This is a genomic window from Paraburkholderia sediminicola (assembly GCF_046027825.1).
GTDB classification, from domain to species: domain Bacteria; phylum Pseudomonadota; class Gammaproteobacteria; order Burkholderiales; family Burkholderiaceae; genus Paraburkholderia; species Paraburkholderia sediminicola_D.
In genome coordinates, this window is the sequence record NZ_JAQQDU010000143.1 from 1 (window position 1) to 16021 (window position 16021).

At 62.8% G+C, this 16021-nt stretch carries 16 protein-coding genes and 1 pseudogene; 10 read left to right on the forward strand and 7 right to left on the reverse strand.

Annotated features, from left to right (window positions below; all coding sequences use genetic code 11):
* Window positions 1-474: 474 nt before the first annotated feature.
* The 5 genes from mtgA to mpl form a co-directional block, all read right to left on the reverse strand.
* Window positions 475-1197: a monofunctional biosynthetic peptidoglycan transglycosylase gene (gene mtgA / locus PQQ96_RS39345; protein ID WP_408302416.1), complete on the reverse strand. Its 723-nt coding sequence runs from the start codon at window positions 1195-1197 to the stop codon at window positions 475-477.
* 50 nt (window positions 1198-1247) lie between these two features.
* Window positions 1248-2111: a shikimate dehydrogenase gene (gene aroE, locus PQQ96_RS39350; RefSeq protein WP_408302417.1), complete on the reverse strand. Its 864-nt coding sequence runs from the start codon at window positions 2109-2111 to the stop codon at window positions 1248-1250.
* On the reverse strand, window positions 2108-4216 hold the full coding sequence (locus tag PQQ96_RS39355) for a ribonuclease catalytic domain-containing protein (protein WP_408302419.1): 2109 nt from the start codon (window positions 4214-4216) through the stop codon (window positions 2108-2110). Before PQQ96_RS39355 ends, aroE begins: the two co-directional genes overlap by 4 nt.
* A 175-nt stretch (window positions 4217-4391) precedes the next feature.
* A complete protein-coding gene (locus PQQ96_RS39360) occupies window positions 4392-4994 on the reverse strand; it encodes a YqiA/YcfP family alpha/beta fold hydrolase (RefSeq protein ID WP_408302420.1) in 603 nt (200 codons plus the stop codon).
* Entirely contained in the window at window positions 4991-6385 is a 1395-nt protein-coding gene (gene mpl / locus PQQ96_RS39365) for a UDP-N-acetylmuramate:L-alanyl-gamma-D-glutamyl-meso-diaminopimelate ligase (protein ID WP_408302422.1), read from the reverse strand. Before mpl ends, PQQ96_RS39360 begins: the two co-directional genes overlap by 4 nt.
* Before the next feature lie 213 nt (window positions 6386-6598).
* On the opposite strand from mpl, the gene PQQ96_RS39370 reads away from it, so the two are divergent.
* The 10 genes from PQQ96_RS39370 to PQQ96_RS39415 all read left to right on the forward strand — a co-directional run bounded on the left by PQQ96_RS39370 (window position 6599) and on the right by PQQ96_RS39415 (window position 14908).
* Window positions 6599-7252 (forward strand): UDP-N-acetylmuramate--alanine ligase, encoded by a 654-nt coding sequence (locus tag PQQ96_RS39370; protein ID WP_408302424.1) that lies wholly within the window; start codon window positions 6599-6601, stop codon window positions 7250-7252.
* Between the two features lie 11 nt (window positions 7253-7263).
* Window positions 7264-7815: a TlpA family protein disulfide reductase gene (locus PQQ96_RS39375; protein WP_408302425.1), complete on the forward strand. Its 552-nt coding sequence runs from the start codon at window positions 7264-7266 to the stop codon at window positions 7813-7815.
* A 194-nt stretch (window positions 7816-8009) separates the two neighbouring features.
* Window positions 8010-8465: a type II 3-dehydroquinate dehydratase gene (gene aroQ, locus PQQ96_RS39380; RefSeq protein WP_063497372.1), complete on the forward strand. Its 456-nt coding sequence runs from the start codon at window positions 8010-8012 to the stop codon at window positions 8463-8465.
* Window positions 8466-8534: 69 nt separating this feature from the next.
* The gene (accB, locus tag PQQ96_RS39385; protein WP_408302427.1) at window positions 8535-9005 is read left to right on the forward strand and encodes an acetyl-CoA carboxylase biotin carboxyl carrier protein; all 471 of its coding nucleotides are present in this window, start codon (window positions 8535-8537) and stop codon (window positions 9003-9005) included.
* A gap of 129 nt (window positions 9006-9134) precedes the next feature.
* On the forward strand, window positions 9135-10502 hold the full coding sequence (gene accC, locus PQQ96_RS39390) for an acetyl-CoA carboxylase biotin carboxylase subunit (protein ID WP_201076705.1): 1368 nt from the start codon (window positions 9135-9137) through the stop codon (window positions 10500-10502).
* A 3-nt stretch (window positions 10503-10505) separates the two neighbouring features.
* A complete protein-coding gene (gene prmA, locus PQQ96_RS39395; protein ID WP_408302429.1) occupies window positions 10506-11408 on the forward strand; it encodes a 50S ribosomal protein L11 methyltransferase in 903 nt (300 codons plus the stop codon).
* Between the two features lie 48 nt (window positions 11409-11456).
* A complete protein-coding gene (locus PQQ96_RS39400; protein WP_408302430.1) occupies window positions 11457-12797 on the forward strand; it encodes a zinc-ribbon and DUF3426 domain-containing protein in 1341 nt (446 codons plus the stop codon).
* Between the two features lie 73 nt (window positions 12798-12870).
* On the forward strand, window positions 12871-13371 hold the full coding sequence (gene tpx / locus PQQ96_RS39405) for a thiol peroxidase (protein WP_408302432.1): 501 nt from the start codon (window positions 12871-12873) through the stop codon (window positions 13369-13371).
* A 96-nt stretch (window positions 13372-13467) separates the two neighbouring features.
* Window positions 13468-14406, forward strand: coding sequence for a carbohydrate kinase family protein (locus PQQ96_RS39410; RefSeq protein WP_408302434.1), 939 nt, complete (start codon window positions 13468-13470; stop codon window positions 14404-14406).
* Between the two features lie 25 nt (window positions 14407-14431).
* Window positions 14432-14908 carry an outer membrane lipoprotein gene (locus PQQ96_RS39415; RefSeq protein WP_028196458.1) on the forward strand — a complete coding sequence of 159 codons (477 nt, stop codon included), beginning with the start codon at window positions 14432-14434 and terminating at the stop codon, window positions 14906-14908.
* 267 nt (window positions 14909-15175) lie between these two features.
* On the opposite strand, the gene PQQ96_RS39420 is transcribed toward PQQ96_RS39415, so the two are convergent.
* Both PQQ96_RS39420 and PQQ96_RS39425 read right to left on the reverse strand, forming a co-directional pair.
* On the reverse strand, window positions 15176-15802 hold the full coding sequence (locus PQQ96_RS39420; protein WP_459252148.1) for a histone H1-like DNA-binding protein: 627 nt from the start codon (window positions 15800-15802) through the stop codon (window positions 15176-15178).
* A gap of 30 nt (window positions 15803-15832) precedes the next feature.
* A pseudogene (locus PQQ96_RS39425) lies at window positions 15833-16021 on the reverse strand (hypothetical protein); the annotation flags it as partial.

Below are 16021 nucleotides of genomic sequence, written 5' to 3' on the forward strand. Positions count from 1 at the left end.
TATCGGCGTATTGTAGAAATGTTGGGGATACAACGGTGAGTCGCGACGTCGAGTGAAGCTCGCGCGCGAAAACGAGCAAATGATTCTATGAAGTACGCTTGGCGAGGCGCAGAAAAAACGATGGTCTGGTGAAGTACGCTGCGGCGCGCGCAGCGCCGCCGGAAGAATGATGGCCTTGTCACCTGGGCTGAATGTGCGAGTGCACCGATTCCAGATGCACCACGGCCCCCTCCAAGCCAGGAGACCCGCTTAAGAATTAGCGGTTTGAGCCGCTTTCTCTTGCTTACTTTTCTTTGCGGCCGGCAAAGAGAAGTAAGTGCCCGCCCCGCACAGGGGCGACGCTAATAAACCAATAACAATTCAAGGAAAGGCCAACGCCACAGGCACACAGAAACAAGCGCCGCGCAGGCAAAAAACCAGGAAATGGCCACTACCGCAGGCGAACAAACAAGAACCGCCGAGCAGGCAAAACCCTTAATCCGGCAACTCCGCCGCCCCCATCCTCCGCGCAATCACGCGCGACCGCTGAGCGAGATACCCTGAGCCTCTGTGCTCATCAAAATACTTAGGCTGCGGCAGCATCACAGCAAGCCGGGCCGACTGCCCAGCAGTCAACTTAGCAGCAGAAGTCTTGTAGTAATAATGCGCCGCCGCCTCAGCACCATAAACCCCATTCCCCCACTCAACGGAGTTGAGATAGATCTCAAAGATCCGCTGCTTATCCATCAGGGTCTCGAGCATCCACGTGATGATCAACTCCTGACCCTTACGGATATAACTCTTCTCACGAGATAAAAACAGATTGCGCGCCAGTTGCTGGGTAATCGTCGACCCGCCGCGAACAATCTTGCCCTTGGTCTTATTCCGCTCCCATGCCTGCAAAATGGCGTCCGTCTCGTAGCCGTTGTTATTCACGAAATTCGCGTCTTCAGAAGCGATAATCGCCCGCTTCAGATTGTGCGAAATCTGCTCATACGGCACCCACGTATGCTGCACCGAAAGATCGGGCCGATCCTCCGACAAGCGCCATGCATCCGACCGCATGAAAGCCGTCGACTGGGGATTCACGTAGTTCCACACCGCGATCTGCGCGAAGTAAAACACCTGGGTCGCAAGCCATGCAATCGCCGCCACGGCACCCAGATAAAACATCCATCGCACCGGACCTGGCCGGCTCGCGCGCCGCGTTGCTGTCATCGTGGTTTAGGTTCTCGAGTCGATGAGTTCCGAGGGGCTAAAGCCGCCGCTTAGGCGTGCGACGGCGCCGTCAACAGCGCACGCAATTCGGCCAGCACAGGTGCGCCATCGGGCCGCACACCACGCCACACGTAAAACGATTCGGCCGCCTGCTCGACCAGCATGCCGAGACCATCGGCGCCGCGCGCACCCAGCTTCTGCGCATGCTCCATGAACACCGTAGGATGCGCCCCGTACATCATGTCGTAAGCGAGCGTGCCGCTGCCGAACGCGCGGTCATCACACTCGGGCAACGATGCATCCAGGCTGCCCGCCGTCGCGTTCACGATCACGTCGTATGGGCCGGCTTCGATCGCTCGCGCGCTGCCGCCGGTCAGGCGGCAAGCGGCATCGCCCGCAGCCTGCGCGAACTGCTCGACGAGCGCTTCGGCCTTCGCCGCCGTACGGTTGACGATGGTCAGCGTGTGCGGCGCGCGGTCCAGTATCGGCAGCACGACACCGCGCGCGGCACCGCCCGCACCAAGCAGCAAAATCCGTGCACCCTTCAACGAGACGCCGAGATTCACTTCGATGTCGCGCACCAGACCGAAACCGTCCGTGTTGTCGCCGTAGACACCGCCCGCGTCGAACCGCAATGTATTCACTGCGCCCGCTGCCGCCGCGCGCGGCGACAGGGTGTTAGCGAACGCATGCGCGTCGAGCTTGAACGGCACCGTCACGTTGAGGCCGCGGCCGCCCGCGTCGATAAAAGCGCGCACATGGGGCACGAAAGCATCCACCGGCGCGAGCAAGTGGCCGTACTCGATCGGCTCGCCGGTTTGCGCGGCAAAGCGGCCATGAATGAACGGCGATTTGCTATGGCCAACCGGATTGCCGATGACCGCGTAGCGGTCACGTGAGTCGCTAGCGCTCATCGCCCCGGCTCCGCGACATGCTGCTGATCGGCTGCGGCATCGCCGGCGCCGTTTTCGGCATCGCCCGGTTCAGCCGCGCCGCCGTCGAGGTCGGCTTCCGCCTGAGCCTCGGCTTCGCCTTCAGCGCTTTCCTCCGCCACATCGATAATTTCCTCGTCACCCTCGTCGGCTTCTTCAGCTTCGCTGCCGCTCGTCACCGTAGGCGCGTCGAGCACATGCAGCAGGCGCACGGACGCTTCGACGGTCAGTTCGTCGATCGACATCACTTCCATCTGCAAACGCGTACCACGTGCGTGCACGCCGAGGCCCGGCACATGCAGCAGCAGCGGAATCTCTTCGAGGCGCACGAGATCGCCCTTCACCACGGATGCCACCACCTGCTTCCTATTCTCCTGCTTTAGCCACCGCAGGCACCAGAAGTACTCCATACGGCGCTGGTGATCGGCGTACGCGGTGTAGGTGTCGTCGAAACCTTGCACGACGGCGAACAGATCGGCGTCCTTCGGCTTGAACGGCGCGGCCAGTTTCGCGGTCACGCCATGCTGCACGCAGGCAAGCAACTGCCACTGGTTCACGAGGTCGACGTAACGGCGCAGCGGCGACGTGCTCCACGCGTACTGCGTGACGCCCAGGCCTTCGTGCGGCGCCGCATTGGTCTGCATGCGGGTGCGCTTCGGCCCGGTCGGCGCACCGAACGCGCGCTGTGAACGATAGATGCCCGGCACGCCATGGTCGTGCAGGAACGCACCCCACGACGAGTTGGCGAGAATCGCAAGTTCCGCGACGATCGTGTCGAGCGGCGACCCGCGTCGGCGCGGCGTGATCGTGATGTGCTCGCCTTCCACATAGAAGTTGAAATCGGTGTTGCGCTGCACTTCGCGACGCAGGCCGTAACCGGCGCGCGCGGTCTGGCGCTTTTCGAACAGCGCCTGCGCGAACGGCCACAGCACGGCGATGTCTTCCTTGTGCGGATAATCGCCGGTGCCGGCGGCGAGCGCCTCTTCGGTAACCAGCTCGTCCAGCGTGTTGTGGCGCAAATTGTTCTTCACGAACACGCGCTCGGCGCGCGTTTCGCTCGCCACGATTTCCTGCGTCTCGCGATTGATGATCACATACAGCGACAGCGCCGGCCGCAAGCCACCCTCAGCCAGCGTGAACGCTTCGACGACGCTATCGGGCAGCATCGTGATCTTGTCGCCCGGCATATAGACGGTCGACAAACGCGTGCGCGCGATCGCATCAACATCGTCGCCACGCGCGATGCCAAGCGCCGGCGCGGCGATGTGCACGCCGATCCGCACGCGGCCGTCGGCCAGATGCTCGACGGAGAACGCATCGTCAATTTCAGTGGTGGTGATGTCGTCGATCGAGAAGGCCTGCACGTCGGCTTCCGGCAGATCTTCCGGCAACGCGCCGACCGTGACCGGCGGAAAACCGGTACCGTGCGGGAAAAACTCGGAGAGGAATTTCGCTTCGTGCAATGCGCGGGCCGACGGAATCCCGCCGCATTCAAGCATCAGCCGCGCCTGCGAGATGCCGCGCGCCGCAGCCGCGCCTTCGAGCGCCTTGTATTCGATCGTGTTCTTGTCCGGCCTGGTGAGCAGAGCCAGCGCCTTGCTGCCGCTGAAGCCTTCCGGCAGACGGCCTGCCTTCAGTTCATCTTCGTAACCGGCCTGCACCAGCGCCTGCTGACGCTTGCGCTCCAGCCCGGCGAGCGCCATCTTGAGTTGCTCCTGCGGCGCGCGCTGATACATGCCGCGGCCCTTGCGGCGGAAGTACACCGGTGCACCGTGCATACGCAGCACTAGCGCCGCGCGCTCGATGGAGCCGAACGTCTCACCGAAGTACTCGGCGCCCAGCGCGGCAAACGGGAATTCGTCATCCGGTGCACATTCCCACAGGAAGTCCAGATCGATCTCCTGTGCGGCGGCGTCAGCCTGCTGCATCAGCTCGCCGGCCGTCGGCTTTTCAAATTCGATCAATACATCTTTCGCGCGCACCTTGGCGCGCCGGCCGCCCGGCAGCTCGACCTGAAAAGCATCGCCCTGCCGCGACAGCACGCTGCCCGCCTTGAAACTGCCCGATTCCTCGAAGAAAACGTTCACTCAATACTCTCGTTCTGACTTGCATCTGCCGGCGCGCCCGATTGGGTTCAGCTATCGGTCACTGCGTGCGCGGCACGGCAACGTGTTCGTGGTAGTGGATCCGCGGCGCGATACGCACGCCAGCGGCATGAATCTGGTGATCCGCAACGACCTCGCTGCAGGATCGTCGGCGCTGTCAGGCCGCTTCGCGCGGCGCTGGCGGCTCGACGTCTTCGGCATCGCAAAAGGCCAGCACCTCGTCGACGTACTGCGCGAATTCGCTGATCGCGTGGTCACTCCCTTCGATCAGCGTAGTGCGCGCGCCCGGATAGTGCGCAAGCATTTCGCGGTAATCGAGCACTTCGTCGCCGGTGGCGGCCATCAAATAATAGCGCTCGGGCCGCGTGATCGACGCGACGCCCAGCGCGCGCAGCTCGTCCAGATGATGCGGCTCAACCGTGATGCTACCGCCGCCGTGCCACAAGGGCTGCTCGCCGAGATAGGCACTCAGGTCGCGCTGCGGCACGACCGCCGGGTTCAGCAGCACCGCCGGCCAGCCGTGTTTCTCGGCGAGATGTGTGGCGAAGTAGCCGCCGAGCGAACTGCCGATCACCGTCACATTTTTCGGCTTCGCGGCCGCCACCAGCGACTCGGCGAGCGCCACGGTCTCCAGCGGCGAGACCGGCAGCATCGGGCAGCACCATTCGTCGCTGCGGCCAAGTTCGACGAGGCGCGCCGCCAGCACGCGCGCCTTGAACGAATTGGGTGACGAACGGAAACCGTGCAGATAGAGGATCACGACGCGCCTCGCGCCGAAAGTGCGTCAAGCAGCTTCTGATGGACACCGCCGAAGCCGCCGTTGCTCATGACCAGAATCTGATCGCCGGGGCGCGCGGCGTGTACCACCGCTTTGACCAGCGCGTCGAGGTTGTCGAAAGCCTGCGCTTTGCCGCCGAGCGGCGCGAGCGCTTCGCCGAGATCCCAGCCGAGTGCATCGCGCCCGGCCGGTGCGCCGTAGCCGAACACCAGGTCGGCGTCCGCCAGACTAGCCGGCAATTGCGCCTTCATCACGCCGAGCTTCATGGTATTCGAGCGCGGCTCCAGCACGGCAAGGATCCGCGTGTTGTCGTGGCCAACGCGGGCGCGCAGCCCGGCCACCGTGGTTTCGATCGCCGTGGGGTGATGAGCAAAATCGTCGTAGACCGTTACGCCGTCAACGCTGCCGCGCACTTCCATGCGGCGCTTTACATTCCGGAAGCTCGCCAGCGACTTCGCGGCCTGTGCCGGCGGCACGCCGACATGCCGCGCGGCGGCGATCGCGGCCAGCGCGTTCATGCGGTTGTGCTCACCCTGCACCTGCCACTCGACCACGCCGACGCGCTCGCTGTTGTGATACACGGCGAACCGCTCGTCGACCGGCACGCCGTCTTCCGCCGGCAAGGTTTCCCAGCCGCCTTGCACGCCGAACCGCTCGACTTCGCTCCAGCAACCGCGCGTCAGCACACGCGCCAGCGCGTCTTCGCGTCCGTTCGTGACGATCCGGCCGATGCCCGGCACCGTGCGGATCAAGTTATGGAATTGTGTTTCGATCGCCGCCAGATCCGGGAAAATGTCGGCGTGATCGAACTCGAGGTTGTTCAGTACCGCGGTTTTCGGCCGGTAGTGGACGAACTTCGAGCGCTTGTCGAAGAAGGCCGTGTCGTACTCGTCGGCTTCGATGACGAAGAAGCTGGAATCGGTCAGCCGCGCCGACACCCCGAAATTCAGCGGCACGCCGCCGATCAGGAAGCCCGGATTGAGACCCGCGTCTTCGAGCAGCCAGGTCAGCATCGAACTGGTTGTGGTCTTGCCGTGCGTACCGGCCACCGCCAACACCCACTTGCCGTTCAGCACATGCTCGCCGAGCCACTGCGGACCGGAGGTGTAAGGCAGGCCACGATCGAGGATCGCTTCCATCAGCGGGTTGCCGCGTGAAACCACATTGCCGATCACGAACAGGTCGGCGTTGAGGCCATTCAACTGCTCAGCGTCATAACCTTCGATCAGACGAATGCCTTGCGCCTCGAGTTGCGTGCTCATCGGCGGGTAGACGCCGGCGTCGCAGCCCGTCACGGTGTGACCCGCGCCGCGCGCGAGGACCGCGAGTCCGCCCATGAACGTGCCGCAGATACCGAGGATGTGGATGTGCATAAGCCTGTCGTGCCGCGCGGGCGTATTTTGCAAGGGATGGGAGTGCAGAGGAGCGGCCGAAACGACCGTCTGCAAAGGACGCTATTGTAACCGACGCCCTTCCATCGCCCTATGCGCGGGGGCCGCGAAGGCAGGCGCCCGCCCCGCCCGGGTAAAACACCCGGCGCGAACCGCCCAGAAAGGGCTGTCATCAATCTCTAGTATGATTGAGAGATGGTTCGCAAATCACATTTCGATCCGCAGCGCGTGCGCGAGGAAATCGCCATCGCGGCTGCCAGGATGATCGCTGAAGACGGTCTGGACTACGCAACGGCCAAGCGTAAAGCGGCACGGCAGGTAGTCGGCGAGAGCCGTGTTGCCGGCGAATGGCTGCCGGATAACGATCAGATCGAAGAAGAAATCCGTGAATATCAGTCGCTTTTCCAGGGTGACAGCCAGCCGGCCCTGCTGCGGCGGCTACGCCGTATTGCGATCGACTGGATGGAGCGGCTTGCGCCGTTCAATCCGTATCTGACCGGCGCGGTACTCGGCGGCACCGCCGGCGAACACTCGGATATCCATCTTCAGGTGTTCTGCGACAATCCGAAAGAAGTCGCGATCTACTTTCTGAATGCCAACATTCAGTACGACGTCTCGGAGACGCGCCATTTTGCCGGTCGCGGCTACGTCGAGACGCTGAGCTTCCTCTGGCGCCCCATGAACGAAGGGCGCGATGCGGAGCCGGCCGGCGTTCACGTGGCCCTCTACGAAACCGACGACTTGCGCGGCGCGGTACGGGCCGACGCACGCGGCCGCACTGCGCGGGCAAATCAGCAGGCGGTTCAGGCGCTCCTCGACAGCAGCAACGTCACCCCTTCAACTAATTAGACAGACCTGGAATGAAAACGAGTCGGATTCTGGCAGGCGCCATTGTCGCGATCGCCGCTACGGGCGGCGGAGTGCTGGCTAATCATTGGCTGAACGGCGACCCAGAAGTCGCCCACGCAGCGGTGCAGCCCGGTTCCACGCAAAGCGCCGTTGAGCAGCTTTGGGCCGCCCCCGTCACGAACGTCGACGGCAAGCCGCAATCGCTAAGTTTGCTTAAAGGTCACCCAATTGTCGTCAACTTCTGGGCGTCGTGGTGTGGGCCGTGCGTTGAAGAAATGCCTGCCCTTTCGCAACTTCAGCGCGAATACGCGAAAAAAGGGATCCAGTTCGTAGGACTTGGCGTCGATTCGGATAAAAACGTGCAGGCGTTCCTGCAGAAGGTGAAAGTCGCCTATCCAGTCTATGTGACCGGGTTCGGCGGCGCCGACCTTGCGCGCGCGTTTGGCAATACTGCCGGTGGCCTGCCCTTTACTGTCGTAATTGACGCAAAAGGCAACATCCGCTCGACAAAATTAGGACAAATCGACCCGCAAGCGCTGAAACAGACGCTCGACGCGCTCTAAATTTCACATTCTTTTGACGATCAGATCGGGGCAAAAGGCGCGAAATTACGCGCAATTCGCTCAAATTTGAGAGAAGATGGGCGCCCGGAGGAGCGGCGAAAGGTCGCTGACGTCGTTCCGAACGCGCAGGAAACTAGACAAGTTTCTCTAATCAGCGCTAAAGTGCGCCCAATTCCACGGAAAAAGAAGCGACCATGACGCGACTGCTGGTACTGCACGGACCCAACCTCAACCTTCTCGGCACCCGGGAACCCGAGGTCTATGGCCGTGTGACGTTGCCGCAGATCGATCAGGCACTGGCAGACCGCGCAGCGGACGCAGGTGTCGAACTCGCGTCGTTCCAGAGCAATCATGAAGGCGCGCTCGTCGATCGCATCCAATCCGCCCGGACTGAGAAAACCGATTTCATACTGATCAATCCCGCCGCGTACACGCACACCAGCGTGGCCATTCGGGACGCACTGGCGGGGGTCGGCATCCCGTTCGTCGAGATTCATCTGTCGAACGTACATCGCCGCGAACCGTTCCGGCATCACTCGTATTTCTCCGACCAGGCTGAGGGCGTGATTTGCGGCCTCGGCTGGAAGGGATATCTGTACGCGCTCGAATTCGCGCTCGACCGGCTGTCCGCCGGCTCGTCGCGCGGCTGATTCCAAACACGTCTAATTTGCGCCGGCTGCGTACGCGCCGGCACTTTACGCATTGAAAGGGGCTTCCTGATGGATCTACGTAAACTGAAAACTCTGATCGACCTCGTCTCGGAGTCCGGTATTTCCGAACTCGAAGTGACCGAAGGCGAAGGCAAGGTCCGCATCGTCAAGAATGCGCCGCCGGTTTACGTGCAACCGTCCGCTTCGTATGCTCCGCAATATGCCCAACCGGCACCGATGGTGGGCGGCGAAGCGCCGGCCGCGGCAGCGGGCGTCCCGGCTGCGCCGGCCGCAGCAGCGCCGCAAGGCCACGTGGTGACCTCGCCGATGGTCGGCACCTTCTACCGCGCGCCGTCGCCGGGCGCCGAGCCGTTTGTCCAGGTGGGCGACACGGTCAAGGAAGGCCAGACGATCTGCATCATCGAAGCGATGAAGCTGCTCAACGAAATCGAGTCGGACAAGTCCGGTGTGGTCAAGGAAATCCTCGTCGACAACGGCCAGGCGGTCGAGTACGGCCAACCGTTGTTCGTGGTCGGCTAACGCGGCACGCTTTGCGCTTTTTTTGCGCCTGCCGCCCGTGCGCCTGCCCTCCCGGGGCGCGCGGCCGATCCTCTGAGGCTGCCTGCGTTGTGATCAACCCGGCGCCCATTGATGAGTCGAAAACCCGCTATGTTTGAAAAAATCCTTATTGCCAATCGTGGCGAGATCGCGCTTCGTATCCAGCGCGCCTGCCGCGAACTCGGCGTCAAGACCGTCGTCGTCTATTCGGAAGCCGACAAGGAAGCCAAGTACGTGAAGCTCGCCGACGAGGCGGTCTGTATCGGCCCGGCGCCTTCGAATCTGAGCTACCTGAACATGCCGGCGCTGATCAGCGCGGCGGAAGTGACGGACGCCGAAGCGATCCACCCCGGCTACGGCTTCCTGTCGGAAAACGCTGACTTCGCCGAGCGTGTCGAGCAGTCCGGCTTCACCTTCATCGGCCCGCGCCCGGAAACCATCCGGATGATGGGCGACAAGGTGACGGCCAAGCAAACCATGATCAAAACCGGCGTGCCTTGCGTGCCGGGTTCTGAAGGCGCATTGCCGGACGATCCGAAAGAGATCGTGAAGATTGCCCGTCAGGTCGGCTATCCGGTGATCATCAAGGCCGCCGGTGGCGGCGGTGGTCGCGGCATGCGCGTGGTCCACACCGAAGCGGCGCTGGTCAACGCGGTCAACATGACGCGCGAAGAAGCCGGCCGTGCCTTCGGCAACCCGCAGGTCTACATGGAGAAATTCCTGGAGAACCCGCGGCACATCGAGATCCAGATCCTGTCCGACTCGTTCAAGAACGCGATCTGGCTAGGCGAGCGCGATTGCTCGATGCAGCGCCGTCACCAGAAAGTGATCGAAGAAGCGCCGGCGCCAGGCATCGCGCGCCGCCTGATCGACCGCATCGGCGATCGCTGCGCGGACGCCTGCAAGAAGATGGGCTACCTCGGCGCGGGCACGTTCGAATTCCTGTACGAAAACGGCGAGTTCTATTTCATTGAAATGAACACGCGCGTGCAGGTCGAGCATCCGGTGACCGAACTGATCACCGGCGTCGACATCGTGCAGGAACAGATTCGCATCGCAGCGGGCGAGAAGCTTGCCTTCCGCCAGCGCGACATCGTCTTCAAGGGTCATGCGATCGAATGCCGGATCAACGCGGAAGATCCGTTCAAGTTCACGCCGTCGCCGGGACGTTTGACGTCGTGGCATATGCCGGGCGGTCCCGGCATCCGCGTCGATTCGCACGCCTACAATGGCTATTTCGTGCCGCCGAACTATGATTCGATGATCGGCAAGCTGATCGCTTACGGCGCGACGCGCGAGCAGGCGATCAAGCGGATGCGCATCGCGTTGTCGGAAATGGTGGTCGAAGGTATTTCGACCAACATCCCGCTGCACCGCGAACTGATGCTGGACGCGAAGTTCGTCGAAGGCGGCACCAGCATTCACTACCTCGAAAACCGGTTGGCCGCGAAGCAGCAGGCCGCGCCGGAAGAAGCGTAAGTCATGAGCTACCGGGAACTGATCGCCGAGCTGGCACGCGAGCACGCGGAAGAGTTCTCCGACGCGCTGCTCGAGTTGGGTGCGCTGTCCGTATCGGTTGAAGATGCGGACGCCGACACGCCCGACGAACAGCCGCTGTTCGGCGAGCCCGGTCTCACGCCGGATCGCACCGCGTGGCAGCGTTCGCGCGTGATCGCGCTGCTCGCGCCGGAACACGAGCCGGCGGTGCTGCTGACGGCCGCGGCAAACGAACTGGGCCTCGATCCCGCACCCTCGTTTACCGTGCGTGAAGTCGAAGAGCAGGATTGGGTACGTCTGACACAATCTCAATTCGATCCGATTCCAATCGGCGAGCGCATCTGGGTCGTGCCCTCATGGCACGATGCACCGGACCCCGACGCACTCGTGCTGGAACTCGACCCGGGCCTCGCATTCGGCACCGGCAGCCATCCCACGACACGTCTGTGTATGGAATGGCTGGAGCAATCGGTGAAGCCGGAGCAATCCGTGCTCGACTACGGCTGCGGCTCGGGCATCCTCGCGATCCTCGCGAAGAAGTGCGGCGCCAATCCGGTGTACGGCATCGATATCGACCCGCAAGCGGTCGAATCGGCGCGTCACAACAGCGAGCGCAACCGGGCGGACGTCACGTACGGCTTGCCTGACGAATGCCCCACCGGCGAGTTCGATATCGTGGTCGCCAATATCCTGTCCAATCCGCTCAAGCTGATGGCGTCGATGCTGTCGTCGAAGGTCAAGCCGGGCGGCCGGATCGCGCTGTCGGGCATTCTGGCGCGTCAGGCGGACGAAGTGGCGCAGGTCTATGCACGATGGATCGATATCGGCGTATGGCGTGAACACGAAGGTTGGGTATGTCTGACGGGAACACGCCGCGAAAGCCATTAGAATAAGGCGTATTGTCCAACCAACAGCCTTTCGGCTTACCGGCTCAATATGCTCCTGGCAACGCGTTGCCCCTTCTGCGAAACCGTCTTCCGCCTGCAACCGGCGCAGCTCGCGCTGCGCCGTGGTCTCGTGCGCTGCGGGCATTGCCATGAAGTATTCGACGCGTCGAGCAGCCTGTTCGAACTGAACGAGGACGGCGACTTCTCCACTGCCAAGCCGATCGCCGCAGCGGCGGCGATCGAGGCTTTGTCCGGCGTACGCACCAAGGGCCCCGATTTCAGCGCCGAAGCATGGAACCCGTGGGCACCGGCGCCCGACGCCGCGATCGACAACCGCCTGCTTCACAACGCCAGCAATCTGCCGCTTACGGCGGTCTCCACCGGTGTTGGCGTCGCGGTCACGCCGCGCCATGCTACCGAGCCGGAACTGCCGGCGAGCGCCTTCAACGCGCCGATTCCTCCGGACAACGAACCCATTCTCGCGGACGCGCCACGCGAACCCTTCGCCTACGAGGCCGACGTGCCTGCGGACGTCCCGCGTGAGCCTTTCGCTCACCAGGCCGATCCGTCTGCCGACGCGCCGCGGGTCTGGCACAAGACCGAGCGCCCTTCTGAACACCTTGGCGAGGCTGAAGAACCGGTTCTGAACGAGCCGGCCACCTTGTATGGCATTCCTGACAATGAACCGCATTTCGGTGGGGCCGCCTCAGGTGCGGCCGGCTTAGGTGGAGCCGCCTCAGGCGCTGCCGCCGGCTTCGATGCGGCCGGCGCGGGCAGCCTGGACTCAGACGCGGGCGGCCCGGGCCCAGCCGCATATGGATCGAGCGGCGAGCCCTTCGCGGTCCAACCGGTGCATGACGGTGTCGATCCCTTCCCGGTGGTGCGTGAAACGCGCCCGGCCGAGCCTCGGCGTCTCGGCTGGATCATCTTCGGCTCGGTGGTCGCAGCGCTGCTGGTTATCGCCCTGCTCGCGCAACTCGCCTGGTGGCAGCGTGAAACCGTGCAGGTCTACTTCCCACGTTCACAGACGCTCTATGCAAAGGCCTGCGCGCAGCTCGGCTGCCAGATCACGCCACCGCACGATATCGACGGTTTGCAGGTCGAGCCGTCCGATCTGCGGCAGATCGACGGCCCGCACAAGCTCGAACTTAGGATGCCGCTGCGCAACCGCTTCAATGTTGCGCTGGCCTACCCGGCCATCGAACTCACACTGCTCGACGACCAGAACAATGTCGCCGTGCGCCGCGTGCTGTGGCCGCAAGACTACGTCGCACCGGGCACGCCGATCGCAGCCGGCCTGCCGGCGCACACGACCCAGACCATGATTGTCCATCTCGACACGGGCACCGCGGTCGCGTCCAATTTCCGCGTACAGATTTTTTATCCGTAACGCATCCTCGCGCGCCCGGCACTGACCGGGCGTGTTCACCGTCAATACTGACGAATTTTCGGAGCGCAACAACATGAGTCAAGTCACGCTGGGTGGCAACCCGATCGAAGTAGCTGGCACGTTCCCGGCCGTGGGCCAGAATGCACCCGCCTTCTCGCTGGTGGGCAAGGATCTGAAGCCGGTGTCGCTGGCTGACTTCGCCGGCAAGCGCAAGGTGCTGAACATTGTCCCGAGCCTCGACACGCCGACGTGCGCCACGTCGACCCGCAAGTTCAACGAAGCCGCAGCCAAGCTGAGCAACACGGCTGTGATCGTCGTGTCGGGTGACCTGCCGTTCGCCGCATCGCGCTTCTGCACGACGGAAGGCATCGAGAACGTCGTCACGGCGTCCACGTTCCGCGGCCATGAGTTCGCACAAGCCTACGGCGTCGACGTGACGAGCGGCCCGCTGACGGGTCTGACGGCACGCGCCGTGGTGGTCGTCGACGAAAACGACAAGGTCGTGCACGCTGAGCTGGTCGGCGAAATCAAGAACGAGCCGAACTACGACGCAGCACTCGCCGCGCTGAAGTAAAACCTTCGCGCACGAACCCCAGCGCCGCGCTTCATGCGCGGCGCTGTCGCATCGTCGCGCCCATTTTCTCTATCGATTTTTACAGGAACGCTCACCTTGGCTACGCTGATTTGCGGTTCGCTCGCCTACGACAACATCATGACCTTCGAAGGCCGCTTTCGGGAGCACATCCTGCCGGAGCAGGTCCACATCCTGAATGTGAGCTTCCTCGTGCCGACGATGCGCCGCGAGTTCGGTGGCTGCGCAGGCAACATTGCCTACGCGCTGCATCTGCTGGGTGGCAACGCGCGCATCATGGGCGCCCTCGGCGCGATCGACGCGCAGCGCTACATGGACCGCTTCGCGCAACTCGGCCTGTCGACGGAGAACGTGCTGGTGGTGCCGGATACCTACTCGGCCCAGGCGATGATCACCACCGACCTGGAAAACAATCAGATCGCCGCGTTCCATCCGGGCGCGATGATGCAGGCGCATCTGAACCGCGCCGACGAAGCGAAGGGCATCACGCTCGGCATCGTCGGGCCGGACGGTTACGACGCCATGATCCAGCATTCCGAGCACCTGGCCGCGGCCGGCGTGCCGTTTATCTTCGATCCGGGCCAAGGTTTGCCGCTCTTCGATGGTGAGTCACTGCGCCGCATGATTGAACTTGCTACTTACCTGGCTGTCAACGATTACGAAGCCAAACTGGTGAGCAACAAAACGGGTTGGTCGATCGAAGAGATCGCAGGCAAGGTCGAGGCGCTGATTGTCACGCTCGGCGACCAGGGCGCGCAGATCTATCATGCCGGCGGCATCGAAGAGATTCCGGCGGTCAAGGCACAGCAAGTGCTCGATCCTACAGGCTGCGGCGACGCGTTCCGCGGCGGCCTGTTGTACGGCATCGAGAACAAGCTTGGCTGGGCGACCACCGGGCGTCTGGCGAGCCTGATGGGCGCGCTGAAGATCGAACACCAGGGCCCGCAAAACTACGCGCCCAGCCGGGCGCAGATCAACGAACGGTTCAAGCAGGCGTTCGAATACGACCTGCCGTAATACCGCAAGCTATTGGAGTTAGGGAATGAGAACAACGAGTCGCCTGGTAGTGGCCGCTTTAATTGCCGGTTCGCTGGCCATGTCGGGGTGTGCGTATAACAGCAGCTCTGCAGACGTCTACACGGCGTCGCAGGCACAGCGTGAAGAGACGGTTCGCATGGGTACGGTCGACAGCGTTCGGGCCGTGAAGATCAGTTCGAACAACGGTCAGCCGAGCGGGCTGGGTGCGATCGGCGGCGGCGCATTGGGTGCGGTGGCCGGCAGCGCGATCGGCGGCGGCCGCGGCTCGATCGTGACGGGCATCATCGGCGGCCTGGCCGGCGCGGTGGCAGGCAATGCGGTCGAGAACGGCGTTGCGGTGCACGACGGTCTCGAGATCACCGTGCGACTCGATAACGGCGATATGCGCGCAATCACGCAAAGCGCCACCGGCGAGATCTTCCGCGCCGGCGACCGCGTACGACTGCTCTCCAGCGGCGGCGTCACGCGCGTCACACACTAAGTTTCCCCTCTCGCGCGGTCGCGCTTCACGCGCCGCCGCGGCGACCTCAAACGCATGCCCTCCCCTGTGCATGCGTTTTTTTTCGCCTGCCGGTTTTGAAGCTGCTCATTGAAGCAGGTGCTTTCGCGAGATCCAAAAAAATCCCGTCGCCAGAAACCCGGCAACGGGACCCTGACCGAGTAGCGCTCGGTCATGCTACTTAAGCGCTACTCGATCATCGACACAGCGTACGACGTGTCGAAGTACTTCTACGGCTCATTGCCCTGCTTACGGACGGCTGCCCGTCGGGAACGGCCATGCCGCTGCCGGGTTCAGCGCGGTCTTCACCGTCGCCGCCGGTGCTGCGCTCGAGACAGAAGTAGCAGCGGGTGCGGGAGCCGCCTTCTTGGCGACAGCCTTCTTCGCGGGAGCAGCCTTCTTCGCAGGAGCAGCAGCCTTCTTCGCAGGAGCAGCCTTCTTCGCAGGAGCAGCCTTCTTGGCAGGCGCAGCCTTTTTAGCAGCAGCCTTTTTCGCAGGCGCAGCCTTCTTGGCGGCAGCCTTCTTGGCAGGCGCAGCCTTCTTGGCAGCAGCCTTCTTAGCCGGTGCGGCCTTCTTTGCCGCAGCCTTCTTAGCCGGTGCTGCCTTCTTTGCTGCAACCTTCTTCACTGCGGCTTTCTTAGCCGGCGCTGCTTTCTTAGCCGGCGCTGCCTTCTTCGCTGCAACCTTCTTCACTGCAACTTTCTTGGCTGCAACCTTCTTGGCCGGAGCAGCTTTCTTCGCTGCAACCTTCTTCACTGCGACTTTCTTTGCAGCGACTTTCTTCGCCGGTGCGGCCTTCTTAGCCGGCGCAGCCTTCTTTGCTACAACCTTCTTGGCTGCGGGTTTCTTAGCTGCCGCTTTCTTTAAAGTTGCCATCATTTTCTCCTTCAGGTTTTCAGATGAGAGTCAGTTCAAACTACACCCTTCGTCAAAACCCGCTTCCCGCGGACGCTTCTCAGGGCGCGCGCTACGAAGCGGGCTATTCATCGGCGTACGCAGGTGCTGCGCGCTTACGCTAATGAATGCGGTAAGGCGCGCGGTGCCCATGGGGCCCCCACGCCACAAATGGTCAAATCTGGTTACCAACACCGGCAA